Below are 20921 nucleotides of genomic sequence, written 5' to 3' on the forward strand. Positions count from 1 at the left end.
TCCCCGCGCTCCTACGGTCCCTGCGTCCAATGCAGGGAGAGCCCGCTCATGACCCGGAAGACCCCGCTGTATCTCGCGTTGCTCGCAACGCTGGCGATCGCGCCCGCGTTCGCGCAGACCGCGACGACGCCGACACCCGATCCGATGCAGGAGCAGGTGCCGCCGACACCGCCGACACCGCCGACGCCACCGGCGCCGCCCACGCCTCCTACCCCGCCGGTGCCGCCCACCATGCCGCCGACGGATCAACCGCCGATGCCGCCCGCACCGCCGATGCCGCCGCCGCCCGGTGCGCCGCAGCCGCCGGATGCCCCGATGCCGCCGGAGGCACCGATGCCGCCCGCAGCACCGACTGAAGCACCGCCCGCGGCGCCGATGCCGCCCAGCGGATCACCGGTGACCGTGCGCGAACAGCAGCCCGATTCGATCTCGTCGAACTACAGGATCGACTTCGCTGCCGTCGACAAGAACGGCGACGGCAACGTCTCGCGCTCCGAAGTGCGCACGAGCGGCAACGCCGACCTGGAACGCGAGTTCCATGTCGTCGATGCGAACCACAACGGCCGACTGACGAAGGAAGAGATGAAGGGCTGGCTGGACTGATCGCCTGCCCGGTTCCTCGCTGCAATGAAAACGCCGGCAAACGCCGGCGTTTTCATGCGTGCGCATCTCTCACGCGAGCCCGTCGGTCAGGGCGACACCAGCAGCCACGGCTTGCGCTTGCGGAACCAGCGCCCCTGGAACCCCAGCTTGATGCGCTCGACCATGCCGATGCGAAAGAACTTGAAACCCTCGTCGCGTCCTTCGCATTCGAGGAAGCGTTCCTCGGTGATGTCCCACACATCGTGCGCCCAGAAATAACTCTCCGCGCCTTGCTTCACGCCGTGCTTCGACATCCGCTCGGACAGCATCGCGCGCACGCGGTGCATGGCGTGCGGCGCGTTGTTCGCCTGCAGGAAGAACGTCGCGTGGAAACCGCCGCACTTGCCGTGCAGTTCGGGTGCGTCGACGAAGACGCCTTCGATCATCACTTGGTAGGACTTCATGGCCGGCATTGAAACATCGGAGCGGCGTGCAGGCTATCGATCCTTGTCGTTGCCCGTCGTCGGAAACTGCTCGAACGGGACGCCGGTGGAACAACACACGACGTAGCCTTCGACACCCTCCCGAGTGCGCACTTCCGACACGAGGAATTCCTTGTCGGTGAAGGTGTCCAGCACTTCGACCTCTTCATCGTGCAGCTTGCGGATCAGGCGATTGGGCATCGGTCTGGAACTCGGATACCCCATGGGATACGGTTCCTCCAGGAGCGCCAGTTCGCCCTCGATGAACACGCGTTCGCGCTCGCGGGCGCAGCCAAGCGTCACGACCGAGGCCAGCACGGCGATCCACGCGAGCCGCGTCATTTCAAACCCCCGCCGCGTGCCGCCACAACGCATGCGCCAGCGGCGGCAACTTGCCCGCGAGGCCCAGCAACGGTCCGCGCAACAACGTCGTCGTCATCGCATCGTTCGAGAACAGCGTGTTGATCGCGCTGAACGCGTGCGCGTTCGTCGCGTTCTCGCTGCGGCGCGTGCGGGCCCAGCGCGCGATGCGGTGCGGTGCGGTCCAGTCGGCGCGCTTCGCGGCGGCGTCTTCGATCGACTTCACGAGGTCGGCGACATCGCGCAGGCCGAGGTTCACGCCCTGCCCTGCGAGCGGATGCACGACGTGCGCCGCATCGCCGAGCAGCAGCACGCGGCCCTTCGCGTATTCCTTCGCGAGTTGGCGACGCAACGGGAACGCGGCGCGATTGGAATGCAACGACAGGCGGCCCAGGCGGCCTTCGAAGGCATTCGTCAATTCGATCGCGAACAGGTCGGGATCGAGCGCGAGGACGCGTTCGGCTTCGGCGTCGGGTAGCGTCCACACGATCGAGCTGAGGTGCGCGCCATCCGCGCCGCGCGTGCACGGCAGCATCGCGAGCGGGCCGGTCGGCAGGAAGCGCTGCCACGCGGTGTCTTCATGCGGGCGTTCGCTGGCGATGTAGGCGACGACGCCCTTCTGCGCGTAGTCGTGGCGCTCGATGTCGAAGCCCGCCATCGTGCGCACGGCGGAGTCGGCGCCGTCGGCGGCGAGCACGATGCGCGCGTCGAGCGACGGACCTTCGGTGAGGCGGACGCGCACGCCTTCGTCGTGTGGTTCGATCGCTTCGGCGCGCGCGGGTGCGTGCACGCGCACGCCTGCGGCGGGCAGCGCATGCCACAGGCGATCGACGAGGAGCGAGTGTTCGACGATCCAGCCGAGTTCGGCGCGTGCGAGCGTGTCGGCGTCGAACGCGAGTTCGTCGCTGCCGCCCGCATCCCACACGCGCATGCGGCGATACGGTTGCACGCGCGCGTCGCGCACCGATGTCCACGCGCCGACACTGTCGAGCAACGCGGCGTTGTCGGGGGCGAACGCGTAGACGCGCAGGTCGCGTTTCGCATCCGACCAGGCAGGCGGGACCGACGCTTCGAGCAGCGCGACTTCGAGCCCCTGCTTCGCGAGTGCGAGCGCGGCGGCGCAACCGACCACGCCACCACCGACGATCACTGCATCCAGACGACCGCGACGGCTCATGCGCCACCCCTGCACAGGCGCGGCACGTCGCCGCGATAGCCGAGCGCGCCGCCGACCAGCTGCGCACGCAAGGCGGGAAGATGTTGCACCGCGCCGAAGCCGAGGCTACGCCACGGACGCACGCCGTCGTCGTCGTTCGCGGTGAGCCTGGCGAGGCCGCCGGAGAATTGCAGCGTCTGCGCGCGGTCGTCGGCGCGGCGAAGCGCGTGCGCTTCGAGTAATCCCGACGCGCCCGGATCGTCCGTGGCCTCGATCAACTCCGCGAGCGTCAGCGCATCGCGCAGACCGAGGTTGAAGCCCTGCGCACCGATCGGATGCAGCGTCTGCGCCGCGTTGCCGACGATGACCGCACGTTCGGCGACCAGCGCGCGCGCGACGACCTGCACGATCGGATACGCGCTACGCGCGCCGCTCGACAGGAACCGGCCGACGCGCCAACCGAAGGCCTGTTGCAAGCGATCGAGCCACGCCGCTTCGTCGAGTGCCGCGACGGCGTCGGCTTCATCGCGCGGCACGCCGTGCACGACGCCGAAGAACCCGTCGCCGCGCGGCAGCAGCGCGGTGGGGCCGTTCGGGCCGAAGCGCTCGTACGCCGTGCCGTCCGGCGCGCGCTCCGTGCGCACGCGCGCGACGAACAGCGTCTGCCCGAAATCGTGGTCGTCCGCACCGATGCCCAGTGCATCGCGCACGCCGCTGCGCGTGCCGTCGGCGCCGACCAGCAGGCGCGCGGCGATCCGTTGTTCGTTGCCTTCACCGTCGCGCAACACGAGCACGCGCGCATCGCCATCGACCGTCGTGCCTTCGAAGCGCATCGGCCGGAATCGCGTCACGCGCGTGCATGCGTCGAGGCGCGCTTCGAGCGCGAGTCCGAAGTCGCGCGCGACGACGACCTGTCCGAACTGTTCGCGCCCATGGTCCTTCGCATCGAGCAACACGCGGCCGAAGTCGCCGTTGCGGCTCACGTGGATGCGCCGGATCGCGCCCGACGGCGTGCGCAGGTGCTGCAGCACGCCGAGCGCGCGCAGGCCGTGCACGGTCGCCTCGGCGAAGCTCAGGTTGCGTTCGTCGAACACCGCCGGCAGCGCGCCGGGCGGTGCGGCTTCGACCAGCGCGACGTCGCGGCCGATGCGTTCGAGCGCGATGGCGAGGCTCGCGCCGACCAGGCCGCCGCCGACGATCGCGACATCGAAACGGGGGATGGGCATGGGTGTGACCGGACCGGCGGGACGGGTGGAGTATGCTAGCGGCCTCTCCGTTCGATCGCCCGTCATCGCAATGAACCGCGCCTCCGAGAACGCCTCCCAGGTTTCCGCCTCCTTCGCGCCCGGTCCGGTCGCCCTCGCCGCCCTGATCCTGGTCGCCGCGCTGACGCGCCTGCTGCCGCATCCGCCGAATTTCTCGCCGGTCGAAGCCATCGCGCTGTTCGGCGGCGCCTATTTCGCCTCGCGCACCTGGGCGGTGCTCGTGCCGCTGGCCGGCATGTTCATCTCCGACCTCGTGCTCGGCGCGGTCATGGGCGGCACGTACTTCGAGTACTTCGCGACGCCGAGCTTCTGGGTCGTCTACGCCTGCATCGCGCTCACGTCGCTGATGGGCTTCGGCCTGCGCGGCAAGGTGACGGCGCCGCGCGTGCTGGGCTACTCGCTCGCGGGCAGCGTGCTGTTCTTCCTGCTGAGCAACTTCGGCGTGTGGCTGAGCGCGCAGATGGTGCCGAACTACCCGGCCTGCACCACCGGCCTGGTCCCCTGCTACGTGCAGGCGCTCCCGTTCTTCCAGTGGACGGTGCTCGGCACGCTGTTCTATTCGGCGCTGCTGTTCGGCGGCTTCGCGCTGCTGCGCCGCCATGTGCCGGCGCTGCGCGCGCAGACGGTCTGACGCACGCGCCCCACGATGGGCAACCGCCTCAGCAAGATCTACACGAAGACCGGCGACGACGGCACGACCGGCCTCGGCGACGGCACGCGCGTGGCGAAGGATTCCGCGCGCGTCGCCGCGTACGGCACGGTCGATGAAGCGAACTCGGCGATCGGCGTGCTGCTCGCCGCCGCGCCGTTGCCCGGACCGCAGGGCGAGGCGATCGCCTCGCTGCTGACGACGATCCAGCACCAGCTCTTCGACCTCGGCGGCGAGCTGTGCATCCCCGGCCATGCGGCGATCCACGAAAGCGACGTCGAAGCGCTCGAAAACCAACTCGATGCGTTCAACGCCCCGCTTCCGCCGCTGAAGGACTTCATCCTCCCCGGCGGCGGCGAAGCCGCGGCGCGTTGCCATCTCGCGCGCACCATCGTGCGACGCGCGGAACGCGAGACCGTCACGCTCGCCCGCCACGACGCGGTGCGCCCGGAAACGATCCGCTATCTCAACCGCCTTTCCGACCTGCTGTTCGTGCTGGCCCGCGTGCTGGCGCGCGATTCGGGCCACGGCGAGGTGTTGTGGAAGCACGAGCGCCGCAAGTGATGCAGGCGTGGACCCACCCGGCGTGCCTGGCGCACGACACCGGTCCCGGCCACGCCGAACGCCCCGAACGCCTGCGCGCCGTGCTCGACGCGCTGCACGCCGCATTCCCTTCGCTCGCCTGGTTCGAGGCGCCGCGCGCGTCGCGCGGACAACTGCTGCGCGTGCACACGCCCGAGTTGCTCGCGACCGTGCTCGAAACGCGCTCGCCCGTGCGCGTGCAACTCGATCCCGACACCGTGCTTTCGCCCGCATCCGCCGAAGCGGCATTGCGCGCCGCGGGCGCCGCGGTCGCGGCCACCGATGCGGTCCTGCACGGCAAGACGCAACGCGCGTTCTGCGCGGTGCGCCCGCCCGGCCACCACGCGACCGCCGACGTCGCGATGGGCTTCTGCCTGTTCAACAGCGTCGCCGTCGCCGCCGCGCATGCGCTCGACCACGGCAAGCTCGCGCGCGTGGCCATCGTCGATTTCGACGTGCACCACGGCAACGGCACGCAGGCGATCTTCGAACACGACACGCGCGTGCTGTTCCTGAGCTCGCACCAGTCGCAGCTGTATCCCGACAGCGGCGCGCTCGACGAACGCGGCGACGGCAACGTGTACAACGCGCCGCTCCCGCCCGGCGCGGGCAGCGATCGCTTCCGCGCCGCGTGGCGCGATCGCCTGCTGCCCGTGCTCGACGATTTCCGCCCGCAACTGGTGTTCGTGTCGGCGGGCTTCGACGCGCACTGGCGCGACCCGCTCGCGCAGATGCAGTTGCAGGCCGACGACTACGCGTGGGTGACGAACGAACTCATCGCGGTCGCCGGCCGCCACGCGGGCGGCCGGATCGTGTCGATGCTGGAAGGCGGATACGACCTGGAAGCGCTGCGCGAATGCAGCGTCGCGCACGTCGCCGCGCTTGCGGGCCTGCCCGCGCCGGCCTAGCCCCCGCCGACTTCGGCGACGGGGTGGAAGTCGAGCGCCGCGGAATTGATGCAGTAACGCAGGCCGGTCGGCGGCGGGCCGTCCGGGAACACGTGGCCCAGGTGCGACTCGCAGCTCGCGCAACGGATTTCGACGCGGCGCATGCCGTGGCCCTCGTCGGCGTGTTCGGTCACCGCGCTGGGCGACACCGGTTCGAAGTAGCTCGGCCAGCCACTCCCCGAGTCGTACTTGGCCTCCGACAGGAACAACGGCGTGCCGCACGCCACGCACGTGTAGACACCGTCGTCCTTGTGGTCCCAGTACTTGCCGGTGAACGCGCGCTCGGTCGCCGAGCAACGGCACACCGCGTATTGCTCGGGGGTCAGGTGCGCACGCCATTCGGCGTCGCTCTTGCCCGCGGGGTGGGTGCTCGTGGACGGCTTGGTCATACGGGCTCCTCTCATTGCAGGGTTGCCACACGGCACAGTGTGGACGGAGTGCGCATGCAGGGTGTTCAGGGGAAGTGAAACGGTGGGGAGGCTTTCCCTGCCTCCTGGTACAAGGTACGCAGGGGCATTCGCGGGCGGATTCGCTTGGCCTTTGCGAAGCCATGCGTCATCCTGCCCGCCGACTTTGTGCAACGACCGGATGTCCGCGTGCGATCCACCTTCCGCCTCGCCCCCCTCGCCCTGTGCATCGCGCTGTCGCTCTCCGCGCAGGCGCGGGCGCAGGACATGGAGGACATGCCGGTCGAATTCGAACTGTGTCCGATCGTCGACGCGGTGCCGATGTTCGAGAACGTGCCCGAGCAGTCGGGCATCTTCATGGGCGATCGCGCGGCGGCGCCGACCGACATCGAAGGCGACATGCTCTCGGGCACCGACGTCGCGCCGCAGTTCTCCGGCAACGTCGCGCTGCGCCGCGGCGACCAGTTCCTCGGCGCCGACAAGCTGACCTACGACAGCGAGCTCCAGAAGTACATCGCCGAAGGCAACATCCGTTACCAGGACAGCACGATGCGGCTGACCGCGGAGCGTGCCGAGGGCAACCAGGCCGAGGACCGGCACCGGATCGAGGACCTGCGCTACCAGCTCGTGTCGCGTCGCGGCAACGGCGAGTCGGACATGATCGAACTGCACGGCGCGCAGGGCGTGCTGCACGGATCGACCTATTCGACCTGCGATCCCAGCGACCGCCACTGGGAACTGCGCGCCAGGCGCATCGACGTGGATTCGGCCGAAGGCTTCGCCACCGCGCACGGCGCGACGCTGCGCATCGGCAAGGTGCCGGTGCTGTACATGCCGTGGTTCATGTTCCCGATCGACGAGCGCCGCCGCACCGGCCTGCTGTTCCCGTCGATCTCGAACTCCGACCGCAACGGCTTCGACTACAAGCAGCCGATCTACCTCAACCTCGCGCCGAACTACGACATGACGCTGTACCCGCGGATCATGACCGACCGCGGCACGCTGCTCGGCACGGAGTTCCGCTATGTCATCGACAAGGGCATGGGCACGATTTCCGGCGCCTACATGCCGAGCGACGACCTGCGCGACGACGAACCCGGCTTCGGCGCGCGCGGGCACTTCGCGTTCAACGGTTACCAGAACCTGTCGCGCCACTGGCAGGCGCGCGCGAACCTGATCCACATCAGCGATCCGCGCTACTTCGAAGACTTCAACAGCTCGATCCAGGGCATCGCGGTGTATTCGGCGCACAGCGTCGCCGGGCTCTACGGCCGCGGACGTTCCTGGACCGCGAGCCTCTCGGCGGACACGTACCAGCTCGCCGACTACACCCTCAGCGAAACCACGCTGCCCTTCGACCGCCTGCCGCGCGCGTCGGCGACGTGGGACTGGCGCGAGCTGAAGTGGCTCGAGGCGGGCGTCGAAGCCGAAGCGGTGCGTTTCGAGAAAGACGCGGCGGTGCCGATCCGCCTGCCGGGACAACCGACCACGTTCGACCGCGCCGGCGGCTCGCGCCTGGTGGTCAAGCCGTACGTGACGATGCCGCTGCGCGGCGCGTTCTGGTTCGTGCAGCCGACGTTCGCGTGGCGCTACAACGCCTACCAGGTCGATGCCGACCTCGCGCGCAGCACCCGCACCGCGCGCTCGCCGTCGCTGAGCGTGCCGATCTCCAGCGTCGACATGGGCCTGTTCTTCGACCGCGCGACGACGCTGGACGGAGAGTCGTACCTGCAGACGCTCGAACCGCGCATGTACTACTTGAACGTGCCGTATCGCGACCAGACCGACCAGCCCGTGTTCGACACCGGCGAGCTCACCTTCAGCTGGGGCCAGATGTTCCGCGACAACCGCTTCTCCGGCGCCGATCGCCAGGCGGACGCGAACCAGCTCACCCTCGCCCTCACCTCGCGCCTGTTGCGCGAGCGCGACGGCAAGGAGCGCCTGTCGGCGAGCATCGGCCAGATCCGCTACTTCGACGATTCGCTGGTCACGCTGCCGGGCAAGCCCCCGATCGAACAGGGGCGATCGGCATGGGTGGCCGATGCGACCTGGGCGCCGACCGACCGCTGGAACTTCGGCGCTTCCTACCAGTGGAACCCGACCGAGCGCGAGAAGGACCTGGTCAGCGTCCGCGGCCGTTACCTGCTGCCCGACGACGGCATCGTGAACCTGTCCTACCGGTTCCGCCGCGACGTCTCCGAGCAGGCCGACTTCTCGTTCCTGTACCCGATCAACCCGACCTGGTCGGTGGTCGGCCGCCACTACTACTCGATCCTCGATTCCAAGCCGCTGGAGCAGATCCTCGGCGTGCAGTGGGACAGCTGTTGCATCGCCGTTCGGCTTGTCGGCCGGCGATACGTGCAGAATCGCGAGGGTGATCTCAGCCGCGGCTTCATGCTGGAGATCGAACTGAAAGGCCTCGGGTCGGCCGGCCAGGACACCCGGAAGACGCTGCGCAGGGCCATCCTTGGCTACAATCGCGGCGATCTCTACCTGGTGCCGCCGGAAACGGCCACGGGCCAGCCCCCTGAGGACCCGGATCCCACTCCATGACCCATCGCTTCGTTTCCGCCGGCCGCCGTTTCGCCGGCACCCTGGCCATCGCCCTCTCGCTCGCCGCGACCCTCGCGCATGCGCAGGCACTTGTGCCGATCGACCGCCCCGTCGCAGTCGTCGATGAAGACATCGTGCTGCGCAGCGAGCTCGACAACGCGATCGCCAATATCAAGCAACAGTACGCCGACAAGGCGAACCAGTTGCCGCCCGACGACGTGCTCGAGCGCCAGGTGCTGGAGCGCCTGGTCCTCAATCGCCTGCAGGTCGCGCGCGCCGAATCCAACGGCATCCGCCTCACCGAGCAGGATATCGACAACGCCATCTCGCGCATCGCACAGGGCAACAACCTGTCGGTCGACCAGCTGCGCGCCCAGGTCACGCAGACGCAGACGTGGGAAGAGTTCCGCCGTTCGATCCGCGAGGAAATCCTGATCCAGCAACTGCGCCAGAGCTTCGCGCAGGGCCGCATCTCGGTCAGCGAAGCGGAAGTCGACGCCGCGGTCGCCTCGGAGGCCAACAACACGCAGTACCACCTCGCCAACCTGCTGGTCGCGCTGCCCGATGGCGCCACGCCGGAACAGATCGCCACCGCCCAGCAGAAGATCGAGGGCATCAAGGCGATGATCGACAAGGGCGAGATGGACTTCAGCGCCGCCGCGGTGCGCTACTCCGAGGCGCAGAACGCGCTCGAAGGCGGCGACCTCGGCTTCCGCGGCCTCGACGAGATCCCGCCGACCTTCGCCAACATGATTCGCCAGATGGAACCCGGCCAGGTCATGGGCCCGGTGCGCGGCCCGAGCGGCTTCCAGCTCGTGAAGCTGATCGAATCGAAGGACGCGACCGGCGATGCGCCGCGCGTGATCGAATTCCACGCGCGCCACATCCTCGCGCGCGTCGACGACAAGCATCCGGACAACGTCGCACGCCAGCGCATCGACACGCTCGCCGCGCGCCTGGCCGGCGGCGCCGATTTCGAGACGCTCGCCAAGGCCGAGTCGGAAGACGAGGTCACCAAGGCGCAGGGCGGCGACCTCGGCTGGTTCGCCTCCGACCGTTACGGCACGACCTTCGGTTCGCAGATCGCCACGCTCGCCGACGGCGGCGTGTCCAAGCCGTTCCGCACCGACGCCGGTTACCACATCGTGCAGCGCGTCGGCATGCGCGAGGGCGCGGCGGACCAGAGCCGTCGTACGCAGATGCGCGAAGCGATCGGCCGCCGCAAGCTCGAAGACGAGTACGCGCGCTTCCTGCGCGAGATGCGCGGCGAAGCGTTCGTCGAAGTGCGCCTCACGCCGGTCGCCGGCGAGCAGGCCGCGCCGGACGACACCATCGTCGATCCGACTGCCGCGCCAGCCGATCCGCTGCCGGCGACGCCGCCCGCCAACGGCGGCTGACGTGATTCCGCGGCTGGCGCTGGTGCCGGGCGAACCGGCCGGCATCGGCCCAGAACTCTGCGTGCGCCTCGCACAGGCGCCACGCAGCGATTGCACCCTCGCTGTCTTCGCCGACCCGGCCGCGCTGCGCGCGGCCGCCGACGCACTCGCCTTGCCGTTGCGCGTGCTTGCGCCGGGCGCGAGCGTCGAACGTCCCGGCGACATCGTCGTGCATCCGATCGCCAACGACGCGCCCGTGACGTTCGGGCAGGCCGATCCGCGCAACGCGCGCGCGGTGATCGAAGCGCTGCACACCGCCGCGCAGCATTGCCTCGACGGCACGTTCGACGGTCTCGTCACCGGGCCGGTCCACAAGGCGACCATCAACGCCGGCGGCATTCCCTACAGCGGCACGACCGAGTTGCTCGCGCAACAGGCCGGTTGCGACGTGGTGATGATGCTGGCGAACGCCACCGTTCGCGTCGCGCTCGCCACCACGCACCTGCCGCTGCGCGACGTCGCCCACGCGATCACGCAGGAATCGCTCGAACGCACGCTGCGCATCCTGCATCGCGCGATGCGCCGCGACTTCGGCCTCCAGCATCCGCGCATCGCGGTGCTTGGCCTCAATCCGCATGCAGGCGAAGGTGGGCACCTCGGCCGCGAGGAAATCGAGACGATCGCGCCGGTCGTCGACGCGCTGCGCGACGAAGGCATGGCGCTCACCGGCCCGTTGCCCGCCGACACCGCGTTCCTGCCGGCGAAGCTGCGCGACGTCGATGCGGTGCTCGCGATGTACCACGACCAGGGATTGCCCGTGCTCAAGTTCAGCGGCTTCGAAGACGCGGTGAACCTCACCCTCGGCCTGCCGTATCCGCGCGTCGCGGTCGACCACGGCACCGCGCTCGACCTCGCCGGTCGCGGCATCGCCGATCCGTCGAGCCTGTTCGCGGCCGTCGACACCTGCGCGCGGCTGTCGCGCATGCGGGTGACGGCATGACCAGCGATGCACCACGCTTCCAGCGCGAGGCGAAGAAGCACCTCGGCCAGCACTTCCTGCACGAGCGCGGGATCATCGACAAGATCGTGCGCGCGGTGGATCCGAAGCCGGGCGATCGCCTCGTCGAGATCGGCCCGGGCCAGGGCGCGATCACCTTCCCGCTGCTCGATCGCCATCGTGAGTTGACGGTCATCGAGTTCGACCGCGACCTGATCGCACCGCTCACCGAAGCTGCGAAGGCGCACGGCGAACTGACGATCGTGCACGGCGACGTGCTCGCAGTGGATTTCACGGCGCTCGCTGCCGGCATGCCGTCGGACGACGGCAAGATCCGCCTCGTCGGCAACCTGCCCTACAACCTTTCCTCGCCGATCCTCTTCCACGCGCTCGACCACGCAGCCGCGATCCGCGACATGCATTTCATGCTGCAGAAGGAAGTCGTCGATCGCATGGCCGCCGAACCCGGCAGCAAGGTGTACGGCCGCCTGAGCGTGATGCTGCAGGCCTATTGCCGCGTGACGCCGCTGTTCAAGGTGCCGCCTGGTGCGTTCCGGCCGCCGCCGAAGGTCGACTCGGCGGTCGTACGCATGGTGCCGCGCGCGCCGGACGAGATCGGCGTGAAGGACGGCAAGCGCTTCGCCAATGTCGTGCGCGCCGCGTTCGGCCAGCGCCGCAAGACGCTGCGCAACGCGCTGAACGGCGTGGCCGACACCGCGCTCATCGAAGCCGCGGGACTGCGGCCCGACGCACGCGCCGAACAGATCGACGTGGGTGGCTTCGTGCGCCTGGCAAACCTGCCTCACGCCTAGCATTCAGGGGCGCTCCGGCTACACTGTCGGCATGAACAGCACGGCCGATTACGCGTTCGACATCGATGTCGCCACCCGATTCCTCGACGAGGAGTCCGCACCCGACGAAGGCCGCTTCGTCTTCGCCTACACCATCCACATCCGCAATCGCGGCAAGGTGCCCGCGCGCCTGCTCCATCGCCACTGGGTGATCACGGATGCGAACGGCAAGGTCGAGGAAGTGACGGGCGAAGGCGTCGTCGGCGAACAACCCTGGCTGCGGCCCGGCGAGGATTTCGAGTACACCTCGGGCGCCATTCTCGAAACCAGCCTGGGCACGATGCGCGGCAGCTACGACATGCTCGCCGACGACGGCACGCGCTTCGCCGCGCCGATTCCCGCGTTCACGCTCACCACGCCGCGTACGCTGCACTGACGCCGGCGCAAGGAAGCGACGCGCATGACGACCTGGGCCATCGGCGACCTCCAAGGGTGTTACGACCCGCTGCAGCGACTGCTCGAACGCATCAAGTTCGACCAGGCGCGCGATCGCCTGTGGTTCTGCGGCGACCTGGTGAATCGCGGCGGGCAATCGCTGGAGACGCTGCGCCTGGTGCATTCGCTGCGCGCGCAGAGCGTGGTGGTGCTCGGCAACCATGACCTCTCGCTGCTCGCGATCGGCGAACGCCGGCCGGAAGAACAGCGCAAGGTGAACCCCGACCTGCAACGCGTGCTGTTCGCCGACGACGCGCGCACGCTGCTCGACTGGCTGCGCACGCAACCGCTGCTGCACGCCGACCGCGAGCTCGGCTGGATGATGGTCCACGCGGGCCTCGCGCCGAAGTGGACGACGCAACTCGCGCAGAAACACGCGGCCGAAGTCGAAGCGAAGCTGCGCAGCGACGATTACCGCAAGCTGCTCAAGAACATGTACGGCGACCGCCCCGCGTGGTCGCCGCGCCTCACCGGCATCGAACGCGACCGCGCGATCATCAACGTGTTCACGCGCCTGCGGTACTGCTCGCCGCGCGGGCGCATCGCGTTCGAAGAGAAAGGCTCGCCGGGCTCGCAGCAGCCGGGCCTGTACCCGTGGTACGCCGTGCCGGGCCGCGCGCAGCGCGACCTGAAAATCGTGTGCGGACACTGGTCGACGCTCGGCCTGTTCATCGGCCACGGCGTGCATGCGATCGACACGGGCGCGGTGTGGGGCGGCAAGCTCACCGCATTGCAACTGGACACCGACGAACTGCGCGTCGTGCAGGTCGCGGGGCGCGATGTGCCGGTGCAGCCGCCGAGTCCGCGTCCGCCGTAAAACAGGGGTCAGAGCACCATTTCCGCGGAAATGGTGCTCTGACCCCTGTTTTACGCGCGAACGTAATCGACGAAGTCGAACGCCAGCGCGTGCTTTTCGTCGGTCGCGTGGTGTTCGCGCGATGTCACGCGCCACGCGCTGGCATCGAACTCCGGGAAGAACGCATCCGCCCCGTCGACCACCGTGTCGACGTGCGTGAGGTTCAGGTGCGTCGCGCGCGGCAGGGTCAACGCGAAGATCTCGCCGCCGCCGATGACGCAGACGTCGGCGATGGCGAGTGCCTCGTCGAGCGACGCGATCGCTTCCATGCCGTCGAACGGCACGCGTCCGCTGCGCGTCAGCACGAGATTGCGGCGGCCGGGCAGCGCGCGCCCGAGCGACTCGGCGGTCTTGCGTCCCATCAACACCGGTTTGCCAAGCGTCAGCGCCTTGAAGCGCTTGAGGTCGGCGGGCAGGTGCCAGGGCAACGCGTTGCCCTTGCCGATGGCGCGATGGCGGTCGATGGCGGCGATCAGCGAGAGCGTCATGCCGTGCAGTATCGCAAGCCGGCGCTCAGAACGTACGGCCGATTTCGAGGAACAACACGCCGTCCCCGCCCTCGCGCCAGCCGTAACCGAACAGCATCGGCCCGATCCACGAGTCGAAGCCGAGGTAGAGGCTCGCGTTGAGGATGCCGTCGTCCCACGCCATGTTCCTGCGCAGCTCCCAGGCGTTGCCGTATTCGATCGTGCCGCCGACGAGCGCGGAGCGGCCCAGCACTTCGGCGAGCTGGTACGTGTAGCCCGCGAAGACGAGCGCGTAGTTCTGCCCGGTCAGCTCGTTGATGCGGAAACCGGCGAGCTTGCCGCGGCCGCCCAGGCGATAGCGATCCTGCACCGGCAGCACGCCGTCGATGGTCGCGTGGTAACTCGCGCCGTACTGGACGGCGTTGTGCCCGAAGGGCGTGGCGCCGACGAAGTCGAAGTCGACGGTGTCGTAGTCGGTGTCGCTGCCGATGGACTTGCGCGCCGCGGTGTAGGAGAGATTGCCCCAGTAACCGTCGCGCGGGAAGTACAGGCTGTCCGCGCGATCGAGCGACACGAAGGCATACGCACGCCCGGTGTCGAAGTCGAAACTCGGCAACGCAGGGTCGCCCGTTTCCACTTCCGCGCGGCCGGTCGCACGCTGGTAACCGATGCCCGCCGCGCCGTAGTTGCCGAACTCGCGGCCGAACTGGAAGTCGCCGACGACCGAGCGCACGTCGTACTCGGCGATGTCGTCGCCCGCGTCGTTGAAGATGTGGTAGTTCGGATTGAAGTAACCCACGCGCGTGTACGTCATCCAGCGGTTGGTCGCGCCGAAGGGATGGTAGTACTCGCCCATCAGCGACGGCTCGGTGCCGACGGTCGCGGTGACGCGCGCTTCCGCGCCGTTGTCCGACACGGGCGTGACGAGGATGGCGGCGCGCAACGAGGTTTCGAACGTCCCCTGGAAGTCGCTGCTCAACGTGAAGCCGAGCTGGAAGTAGTTCGGGCCCTGCGGCTTTTCGCGTGCGTGCACCTTCAGGCCGGTCTGCTCGCCGTCGCGCACGATGTCGTAGGTGATGCTGGCCAACGTCCCGTAGCTGTACACGCGGATCAGCTTTTCTTCCATCGCCTGCGTGTCGAGCCGCTCGCCCACCGGGATGTCGAGCTGCGAGAGCAGGAACTCGTCGGAGTACGGCGTTTCGTTGTCGAGCTGCACGAACGCGATCATCGGCGCTTCCGTCGCCGGAAGCGGGCGGTGCTGCTTCCACGCCAGGTACGCGTCGGGCGACACCGACAGGCGCGCGAGTTGCGGGCGCGCGGCGGCCGCGGCTTCGTCGCCGATTTCCAATGCGCGTTCGGCCTTGTCGAAGTCGCTGGTCTTCACGTCGACGCCGAGCTTCGGCACGATCAGCACATCGTCGCCCTGGATCGTGGCGAGCATGCGCTTCGTGTTGCCGACGGTGAGCATGCCGCTCATCTGCGAGATGACCTGCAGCAGGCTCGCATTGCGGTCCAGCGTTTCCAGCGGCGTGCCCACGTCGACCGCGATCACGACGTCCGCACCCATCGCGCGCACGACGTCGATCGGCACCTGGTTGGCGACGCCGCCATCGATCAGCACATGTCCGTCGATTTCCACGGGCTGGAAGATGCCGGGCAACGACATGCTCGCGCGCATCGCCATCGGCAGGCTGCCGGAAGCGATCACCACCGCTTCGCCGGTGTTGAGGTCGGTGCCGACGGCGCGATACGGGATCGGCAACTTGTCGAAGTCGTCGATCTCGCTCACGCCGAGCGTCTCGTGCTCGAACATCGAGAGGATGCGCTCGCCCTGCAACAGGCCCGGGCTGACGCGGACGCGACCCCCATTGAGGCCGACACCGACGGTGGCGAGGCCGTCGCGGTCATCGTGCTTGCGGCGGTACGAGCGTTCCTGGCGTTCGAGCGTGTCGTCGAACAGGCGCTTCCAGTCGGTGGTGCGGATCAGGTGATCCATGTCGTCGACCGAACGGCCCGATGCGTACAGGCCGCCGGCGAGCGCGCCCATCGACGTGCCCGCGATGCAGTCGATCGGCACGTGCAGGGCTTCGAGTTCGCGCAGCACGCTGATGTGCGCGACGCCGCGCGCGCCGCCGCCGCCGAGCGCGAGGCCGATGCGCGGGCGCGTGTCGCCGGGCTCGCGCACGCCGCACGAAGGTTGCGCGGGTGCCGCGGAGGTCGTCTCGGTTTGCGGAGCGGGCGCTTGCGCGAACGCATGCGCGCAAGCCAGGGAAATCGCCAGTGCGGCGATGCATCGTGCGCGCAAGGTGCGCATGCGGCCTCCCTTCGCCGTCGGGCGCTGGTGTGGCCCGATGGTATCCCCCCGATGCTGCGATTTGTCGTCGGTACTTCTACTGGACCGGCGATCGGTTACTGGACGCTGTAGCCCTTGCCCGCCATGCACGCGCCCCACGCGTTCCAATACGTGCCGACCGAAGCGGATTGCGCCTGTTGCGCCTGCTGCGCACGCGCGGCCTGGTTGCGGCGCGCGCGATGACCGCCGGCGAGGACACCCGCGGCCGCGCCGACCTTCGCACCGTCGGAGGCGTCGTCGTTGGCGATCTCGCCCACGATCGCACCGGCGGCGGCCCCGCGCGCGGCGCCCGCGAGGCGTTCGCCCTGCGGGCCCGTCGCGGGCGCCGGGGTCGCGGCGACCGCCGCCGGATCGATCCCGGTGTCCTGCTTCGCCCAGGCCGCGCACGCGGCGTCGTCCTGCGCCTTCTGTTCGGCGGACTGGTCCTTGGCGGGATAGGCCGCGGGCTTCTGCGCGGCAAGCGGAGCGCTGGCGAGCGCGAGGATCACGGCAATGAAGAGCGTCGTGCGCATGGGCTGTGTCGACTCAGAAGTGGAAGGCGTAGCCGATCACGGGGCCATCGAGGCTGACGCTCAGCGTGTTGCCGGCATCCTCGAGATCGACGTCGAAGTAGCGGTAACCGAACACCCACGCACCGCGCGTCATGCGGTACTGGCCGACGAGGCTCGCGTTCCAGGTGCCGTCGGTGTCGCCCCACGAGCCGTCGCCGCGCAGCGTGAGCGACCAGCGGTCCGAGAGCTTCCACGTGTAGCGCGCGCCGATCATCGCGTCGTAGAACGTCTCGCCGATGTGGCGCGAGCCGCCGGTGAACACCGGGTTGTGCGGAATGAACTGGATCGTCGTGTCGACATCGATCACGCGCACGCCCGCGAAGGTTTCCAGTCCGGTGAAGCGCTCGGTGCCTGGACTCCACACCGCGGCGAGTTCGAACAACCGCAGGTCGAGGTCCGACTCGGTGCGCAGGAAGCGATGGTCGTCTTCGTCCGCGAGCCCGAAGTAGGTCGCGTCGAAGAACACGCCGAACGCGTCGCCCTGCCCTTCGGCATGCACTTCGGCGACGCCGTCGAGTTTCTCGAGCACGTCGTCGAAGTTCAGGTCGTTGCTGGCATCCGACGGCGGCGTCGAGGTGCGGATGTCGGTGCCGACGCTGGCGGCCCAGACGTACGGCGCGACCATCCAATCCCAGGTGCCGTCGCTCGGCGCGGCGTTCGCGGCGAAGGGAGCGGCGGCAAGCAGCAGTGCAACGAATCGGCGGCGCGTCGGCGTCATGGCGGTTCCTCTGTCGTTGGGCCCTGATTCTTCCCAACGCAGGAAGCGACGGACAGTGGCCCTTGGGGCAACGCCCGACGGAATCCTGCCGCGTGGCTGCGCGAGGTTTCGCGAGTGCACTTTTTCCGCTGCAACGCCGTCGCGTGCACGCCTATGCTCGCCGGCATGCCGACCCTGCGACACCGATTGCGCCGGCAGTTCGATGCCGGCGTGCTGACACCGATGCTGATCTGCGCGATGGCGGTCGTGTTGTGGTTCGTTTCGCACCACTGGCACGAACGCACCTTCACGATGGTCGGCATGGCGTGCCTGGCCGTGCTCTCGCTCGCCGACCTGCGCCGCCGGCGTCGCCACGACGCGAACGAACGCACGCTCCAATCGATCCTCGACGCCGTGCCCGACATCCTGTTCTTCAAGGACACCGCGCTGCGTTACCGGCGCGTCAATCGCACCTTCGCGGAGACCTTCGAGATCGGCATCGACGACGTGGTCGGGCGCAGCGATCGCGAGTTGTTCGGCGCGCAGTTGCACGATCGTTTCGTCGCGCAGGATCGCGACCTGCTCGCAAACGGCGAGGCGCGCAGCTACGACGAGCGCATGCGTTTCGGCGGCGAGGTGCGCGAGGTGCGCGCGCGCAAGCAACCGGTGTTCGACGCGCGCGGTCGCGCGATCGGGATCGTCGGCATCGCCATCGACATGACCGAGGAGCGCCTGCTCCAGCAGCGGCTCGCGGACGCGCTGCACGCGGCGCAACAGGCCGCGGAGGCGAAGAGCCGCTTCCTCGCGATGATGAGCCACGAGATCCGCACGCCGATGAACGGCGTGCTGGGCATGATCGACCTGCTCGGGGACACGGCGCTCGGCGAGGAGCAGCGACGCTTGCTCGCGCGTTGCCGCACGTCGTCGGTCGCGTTGCTCACGATCCTCAACGACATCCTCGACTTCTCGAAGATCGAAGCGGGCAAGCTGGACCTCGAACGCACGCCGGTCGTGCTGCGCGCGCTGATCGAGGACGTGTGCGCGTCGCTGGCGCCGCAGGCCGCGGCGTGCGACGTGCGCATTGGCGTGCACGTGGACGCCGCGTTGCCCGAGGCGATCGTCGGCGACGCGGTGCGGCTGCGGCAGATCCTGCTGAACCTCGCGGGCAACGCGGTCAAGTTCACCCGCAATGGATGCGTCGACGTCGAGGCCCGCGCGGACGGCGGGACGCTCCGCCTGTGCGTGCGCGATACCGGCATCGGCATCGCGCCCGATGCGCTGGCCCACTTGTTCCGGCCGTTCGAGCAGGCCGACGCCGCGACGACGCGCAGGTTCGGCGGGACCGGGCTCGGCCTGAGCATCGTGAAGCGGCTGGCCGAACTGATGGGCGGCGACGTCGCGTGCGAGAGCACGCCTGGCGTGGGCAGTCGCTTCACGGTCGCGTTGCCGCTCGAGGCCGCGACGATCCCCCGCGGCGTATCGCAGCCTGCGCGCCGCGTCCCGCCGCGCGGATTGCGCGCGCTGCTCGCGGAGGATCATCCGATCAACCGCGAAGTGATCGGCGCGCAATTGGCGAAGCTCGGATGGTCGTGCGATTTCGCGGAAGACGGCGAGGAAGCTTGGTCACGGCTGCGCGACGACGCACAACGCGCGCGTTACGCCGCGCTCGTCACCGACTGCCACATGCCGCGGCTCGACGGCCATGGCCTCGTCGAGCGCCTGCGCGCCCACGAGCGCGCGGCGGATCTTGCGCGCCTGCCTGTCCTCGCACTTACCGCGAATGCGCTGCAGGGCGAACGCGAGCGTTGCCTGGCGTCCGGCATGGACGCGTACTTGCCCAAGCCGTTCCAGGTGGACGAGCTTGCGCACGCGCTGGCGGAGTTGCTCGGCGAGGCGGCGCTCAGTCCACCGTAACGTGGTTCACCCGCGCGAACAGGATCAGCGCCGGCAGGTTGGGCAGCGAAAGCTTGCGCATCAGCTTGTTGCGGCAGGCGCTGACGCTCTTCGGCGTGAGCGCGAGGTCGAGTGCGATCTCGCCGTTGCTGCGACCTTCGGCCAGGCCCTTGAGCACGCTGAACTCGCGATCGCTCAGGCTTCCGAGCAGCGCATCGTCGTTGCTGTCCGCACTCGCGACGCCCTCGGTGACCAGCGGACGGAAGCAGCGCTTGCCGCGCGCCACGAGTTCGATCGCATGGGTCAGGTCCGCAGGCGAAGCGGTCTTCGGCAGGTAACCGTCCGCGCCGGCGCGAAGTGCGCGCAGCCCGCCGACACGCTCGTCGTCGCCCGACAGGACCAGCACGCGCACCCGCGAACCCGCAGCGCGCAATCGTTGCAGCAAGGTCAGGCCGCCGCCAGGCAGATGCAGATCGAGGATCAGCGTGTCCGGCGCGTAGGCACGGATGGCCGCCAGCGCCGCCGATGCCTCCATGCATTCGGCGACGATGCGGAAACCGACGCGCGGCAACGCATCGCGGATCGCGTGGAAAACGATGGGATGGTCGTCGGCGACGACAAGTCGATGCATGCGCTACGTCCATGGCAGCGGGGCTGGGTGCGCGCGTGGACGCGCATCGCCAGACTGCCAGCGGGGGACCGTGCAGGACAATCGACACCGGGCGCATTCCGCCGCAACGACGCGGGGAAATTGCCCATCAGGCCAACGTTGTTGCTCAGGCGGCGGCTTCGGCTTCCGCTTCCAGGTGGATCGCGATGCGCACGAGCTCGGCGACCGAGTGCGCCTGCAACTTGTGCATCACGTTCGCGCGATGCGCCTTGACGGTGCGCTCGCACGTGCAGAGCACGGAGGCGATCTGCTTGTTGAGGCGGCCCGCCGTCACTTGCTCGAACACGGCGCGCTCGCGCGTGGTGAGCGTGTTGAAGCGCGCGCGGATCTGGCGGCGCCGATCGTCGAGCGCCTGTTGCGCCTGGCTGCGGGCGACCGCATTGCCCACCGATGCGAGCAGGCGTTCGCGCTGCACCTGCTTCGGCAGGAAATCGGCGGCGCTGCGCCGGATCGCCAGCACGCTCAACGGAATTTCGCCGCCGCCGCTGAGGAACACGACGGGCAACGCATCCGGCCGATGCGCGAGCGCGAGTTGCAGATCGAGGCCCGACGGTCCCGGCATGCCCACGTCGAGCAGCACGCAGCCGGGGCCGCCCATCGGCCATTGCATCAGGAAGTCCTCGGCGGAGCCGTGGCAGCGCACGTCGTAGCCATTCGGCTCGAGCATCGCGCGCAACGACTCGCGGACCTCCGCATCTTCATCCACCACGTGGACCACAGCACGAGTCGCGTCCATCGCAAAGCCACCTTTCGCGTTGTCGGTTAACCAGTTCATTGCCGTCTCCCTGCTTG

Annotated in this window: 21 protein-coding genes and 1 pseudogene; 11 read left to right on the top strand and 11 right to left on the bottom strand. The window is 68.9% G+C overall.

Annotation, left to right across the window (positions count from 1 at the left end):
- The first annotated feature begins 48 nt into the window (after positions 1-48).
- On the top strand, positions 49-603 hold the full coding sequence (locus LK996_RS13435) for an EF-hand domain-containing protein (RefSeq protein ID WP_230527868.1): 555 nt from the start codon (positions 49-51) through the stop codon (positions 601-603).
- Positions 604-689: 86 nt separating this feature from the next.
- Here the strand turns inward: LK996_RS13435 and LK996_RS13440 are convergent, their stop codons facing one another.
- Genes LK996_RS13440 through ubiH form a run of 4 tightly spaced genes read right to left on the bottom strand, consistent with a single transcriptional unit; the run spans position 690 to position 3806 of the window.
- On the bottom strand, positions 690-1046 hold the full coding sequence (locus LK996_RS13440) for a hypothetical protein (protein ID WP_230527869.1): 357 nt from the start codon (positions 1044-1046) through the stop codon (positions 690-692).
- A gap of 33 nt (positions 1047-1079) precedes the next feature.
- The gene (locus LK996_RS13445; protein WP_230527870.1) at positions 1080-1406 is read right to left on the bottom strand and encodes a hypothetical protein; all 327 of its coding nucleotides are present in this window, start codon (positions 1404-1406) and stop codon (positions 1080-1082) included.
- A gap of 1 nt (position 1407) precedes the next feature.
- Entirely contained in the window at positions 1408-2601 is a 1194-nt protein-coding gene (locus LK996_RS13450; RefSeq protein WP_230527871.1) for an FAD-dependent oxidoreductase, read from the bottom strand.
- Positions 2598-3806 (bottom strand): 2-octaprenyl-6-methoxyphenyl hydroxylase, encoded by a 1209-nt coding sequence (ubiH, locus tag LK996_RS13455; RefSeq protein WP_230527872.1) that lies wholly within the window; start codon positions 3804-3806, stop codon positions 2598-2600. The genes LK996_RS13450 and ubiH overlap by 4 nt, the downstream gene beginning before the upstream one ends.
- A 70-nt stretch (positions 3807-3876) precedes the next feature.
- Between ubiH and LK996_RS13460 the strand changes: the two genes are divergently transcribed.
- From LK996_RS13460 to LK996_RS13470, 3 genes are read left to right on the top strand one after another with little or no spacing between them, the layout of a single operon-like run.
- Complete coding sequence (locus tag LK996_RS13460; RefSeq protein ID WP_230527873.1) at positions 3877-4476, top strand: DUF6580 family putative transport protein; 600 nt, start codon at positions 3877-3879, stop codon at positions 4474-4476.
- 15 nt (positions 4477-4491) lie between these two features.
- Positions 4492-5058: a cob(I)yrinic acid a,c-diamide adenosyltransferase gene (locus LK996_RS13465; protein WP_230527874.1), complete on the top strand. Its 567-nt coding sequence runs from the start codon at positions 4492-4494 to the stop codon at positions 5056-5058.
- Complete coding sequence (locus LK996_RS13470; RefSeq protein WP_230527875.1) at positions 5058-5984, top strand: histone deacetylase family protein; 927 nt, start codon at positions 5058-5060, stop codon at positions 5982-5984. The genes LK996_RS13465 and LK996_RS13470 overlap by 1 nt, the downstream gene beginning before the upstream one ends.
- On the opposite strand, the gene msrB is transcribed toward LK996_RS13470, so the two are convergent.
- Positions 5981-6412 (bottom strand): peptide-methionine (R)-S-oxide reductase MsrB, encoded by a 432-nt coding sequence (gene msrB, locus LK996_RS13475; RefSeq protein ID WP_230527876.1) that lies wholly within the window; start codon positions 6410-6412, stop codon positions 5981-5983. The genes LK996_RS13470 and msrB overlap by 4 nt on opposite strands.
- Positions 6413-6619: 207 nt before the next feature.
- On the opposite strand from msrB, the gene lptD reads away from it, so the two are divergent.
- The 6 genes and pseudogenes from lptD to LK996_RS13505 all read left to right on the top strand — a co-directional run.
- Positions 6620-8983 carry an LPS-assembly protein LptD gene (gene lptD, locus LK996_RS13480; RefSeq protein WP_230527877.1) on the top strand — a complete coding sequence of 788 codons (2364 nt, stop codon included), beginning with the start codon at positions 6620-6622 and terminating at the stop codon, positions 8981-8983.
- The gene (locus LK996_RS13485; protein ID WP_230527878.1) at positions 8980-10380 is read left to right on the top strand and encodes a peptidylprolyl isomerase; all 1401 of its coding nucleotides are present in this window, start codon (positions 8980-8982) and stop codon (positions 10378-10380) included. Before lptD ends, LK996_RS13485 begins: the two co-directional genes overlap by 4 nt.
- A gap of 1 nt (position 10381) precedes the next feature.
- Positions 10382-11359 carry a 4-hydroxythreonine-4-phosphate dehydrogenase PdxA gene (gene pdxA / locus LK996_RS13490; RefSeq protein ID WP_230527879.1) on the top strand — a complete coding sequence of 326 codons (978 nt, stop codon included), beginning with the start codon at positions 10382-10384 and terminating at the stop codon, positions 11357-11359.
- The gene (gene rsmA, locus LK996_RS13495) at positions 11356-12168 is read left to right on the top strand and encodes a 16S rRNA (adenine(1518)-N(6)/adenine(1519)-N(6))-dimethyltransferase RsmA (RefSeq protein ID WP_230527880.1); all 813 of its coding nucleotides are present in this window, start codon (positions 11356-11358) and stop codon (positions 12166-12168) included. The genes pdxA and rsmA overlap by 4 nt, the downstream gene beginning before the upstream one ends.
- Before the next feature lie 31 nt (positions 12169-12199).
- Positions 12200-12583: a Co2+/Mg2+ efflux protein ApaG gene (gene apaG, locus LK996_RS13500; RefSeq protein WP_230527881.1), complete on the top strand. Its 384-nt coding sequence runs from the start codon at positions 12200-12202 to the stop codon at positions 12581-12583.
- Positions 12584-12607: 24 nt separating this feature from the next.
- Positions 12608-13456, top strand: a pseudogene (locus tag LK996_RS13505) (symmetrical bis(5'-nucleosyl)-tetraphosphatase); the annotation flags it as partial.
- 53 nt (positions 13457-13509) lie between these two features.
- Here LK996_RS13505 and LK996_RS13510 read toward each other — a convergent pair.
- The 4 genes from LK996_RS13510 to LK996_RS13525 all read right to left on the bottom strand — a co-directional run bounded on the left by LK996_RS13510 (position 13510) and on the right by LK996_RS13525 (position 17587).
- The gene (locus LK996_RS13510; protein ID WP_230527882.1) at positions 13510-13986 is read right to left on the bottom strand and encodes a dihydrofolate reductase; all 477 of its coding nucleotides are present in this window, start codon (positions 13984-13986) and stop codon (positions 13510-13512) included.
- A 25-nt stretch (positions 13987-14011) separates the two neighbouring features.
- On the bottom strand, positions 14012-16279 hold the full coding sequence (locus LK996_RS13515) for a patatin-like phospholipase family protein (protein ID WP_230527883.1): 2268 nt from the start codon (positions 16277-16279) through the stop codon (positions 14012-14014).
- A 95-nt stretch (positions 16280-16374) separates the two neighbouring features.
- A complete protein-coding gene (locus tag LK996_RS13520) occupies positions 16375-16830 on the bottom strand; it encodes a glycine zipper family protein (RefSeq protein WP_230527884.1) in 456 nt (151 codons plus the stop codon).
- A 13-nt stretch (positions 16831-16843) separates the two neighbouring features.
- The gene (locus tag LK996_RS13525; protein WP_230527885.1) at positions 16844-17587 is read right to left on the bottom strand and encodes a hypothetical protein; all 744 of its coding nucleotides are present in this window, start codon (positions 17585-17587) and stop codon (positions 16844-16846) included.
- 165 nt (positions 17588-17752) lie between these two features.
- Between LK996_RS13525 and LK996_RS13530 the strand changes: the two genes are divergently transcribed.
- A complete protein-coding gene (locus LK996_RS13530) occupies positions 17753-19480 on the top strand; it encodes a PAS domain-containing hybrid sensor histidine kinase/response regulator (RefSeq protein WP_230527886.1) in 1728 nt (575 codons plus the stop codon).
- Here LK996_RS13530 and LK996_RS13535 read toward each other — a convergent pair.
- Positions 19467-20090: a response regulator gene (locus LK996_RS13535; protein ID WP_230527887.1), complete on the bottom strand. Its 624-nt coding sequence runs from the start codon at positions 20088-20090 to the stop codon at positions 19467-19469. The genes LK996_RS13530 and LK996_RS13535 overlap by 14 nt on opposite strands.
- Before the next feature lie 145 nt (positions 20091-20235).
- Positions 20236-20904, bottom strand: a complete 669-nt coding sequence (locus LK996_RS13540; RefSeq protein WP_230527888.1) for a response regulator transcription factor — start codon at positions 20902-20904, stop codon at positions 20236-20238.
- Positions 20905-20921: the final 17 nt, after the last annotated feature.

The organism is Noviluteimonas lactosilytica, from assembly GCF_020866925.1.
Classification (GTDB): domain Bacteria; phylum Pseudomonadota; class Gammaproteobacteria; order Xanthomonadales; family Xanthomonadaceae; genus Noviluteimonas; species Noviluteimonas lactosilytica.

Excerpts from the sequence above, each read along its gene's own strand:
- apaG (WP_230527881.1), top strand. The coding sequence starts at position 12,200 with ATGAACAGCACGGCCGATTACGCGTTCGACATCGATGTCGCCACCCGA.
- LK996_RS13530 (WP_230527886.1), top strand. The coding sequence starts at position 17,753 with ATGCCGACCCTGCGACACCGATTGCGCCGGCAGTTCGATGCCGGCGTG.
- LK996_RS13450 (WP_230527871.1), bottom strand. The coding sequence starts at position 2,601 with ATGAGCCGTCGCGGTCGTCTGGATGCAGTGATCGTCGGTGGTGGCGTG.
- LK996_RS13485 (WP_230527878.1), top strand. The coding sequence starts at position 8,980 with ATGACCCATCGCTTCGTTTCCGCCGGCCGCCGTTTCGCCGGCACCCTG.
- ubiH (WP_230527872.1), bottom strand. The coding sequence starts at position 3,806 with ATGCCCATCCCCCGTTTCGATGTCGCGATCGTCGGCGGCGGCCTGGTC.
- LK996_RS13470 (WP_230527875.1), top strand. The coding sequence starts at position 5,058 with ATGCAGGCGTGGACCCACCCGGCGTGCCTGGCGCACGACACCGGTCCC.
- LK996_RS13440 (WP_230527869.1), bottom strand. The coding sequence starts at position 1,046 with ATGAAGTCCTACCAAGTGATGATCGAAGGCGTCTTCGTCGACGCACCC.
- LK996_RS13525 (WP_230527885.1), bottom strand. The coding sequence starts at position 17,587 with ATGACGCCGACGCGCCGCCGATTCGTTGCACTGCTGCTTGCCGCCGCT.
- msrB (WP_230527876.1), bottom strand. The coding sequence starts at position 6,412 with ATGACCAAGCCGTCCACGAGCACCCACCCCGCGGGCAAGAGCGACGCC.
- LK996_RS13460 (WP_230527873.1), top strand. The coding sequence starts at position 3,877 with ATGAACCGCGCCTCCGAGAACGCCTCCCAGGTTTCCGCCTCCTTCGCG.
- LK996_RS13520 (WP_230527884.1), bottom strand. The coding sequence starts at position 16,830 with ATGCGCACGACGCTCTTCATTGCCGTGATCCTCGCGCTCGCCAGCGCT.
- LK996_RS13510 (WP_230527882.1), bottom strand. The coding sequence starts at position 13,986 with ATGACGCTCTCGCTGATCGCCGCCATCGACCGCCATCGCGCCATCGGC.
- LK996_RS13435 (WP_230527868.1), top strand. The coding sequence starts at position 49 with ATGACCCGGAAGACCCCGCTGTATCTCGCGTTGCTCGCAACGCTGGCG.
- LK996_RS13540 (WP_230527888.1), bottom strand. The coding sequence starts at position 20,904 with ATGAACTGGTTAACCGACAACGCGAAAGGTGGCTTTGCGATGGACGCG.
- LK996_RS13465 (WP_230527874.1), top strand. The coding sequence starts at position 4,492 with ATGGGCAACCGCCTCAGCAAGATCTACACGAAGACCGGCGACGACGGC.
- LK996_RS13445 (WP_230527870.1), bottom strand. The coding sequence starts at position 1,406 with ATGACGCGGCTCGCGTGGATCGCCGTGCTGGCCTCGGTCGTGACGCTT.
- LK996_RS13535 (WP_230527887.1), bottom strand. The coding sequence starts at position 20,090 with ATGCATCGACTTGTCGTCGCCGACGACCATCCCATCGTTTTCCACGCG.
- LK996_RS13515 (WP_230527883.1), bottom strand. The coding sequence starts at position 16,279 with ATGCGCACCTTGCGCGCACGATGCATCGCCGCACTGGCGATTTCCCTG.
- rsmA (WP_230527880.1), top strand. The coding sequence starts at position 11,356 with ATGACCAGCGATGCACCACGCTTCCAGCGCGAGGCGAAGAAGCACCTC.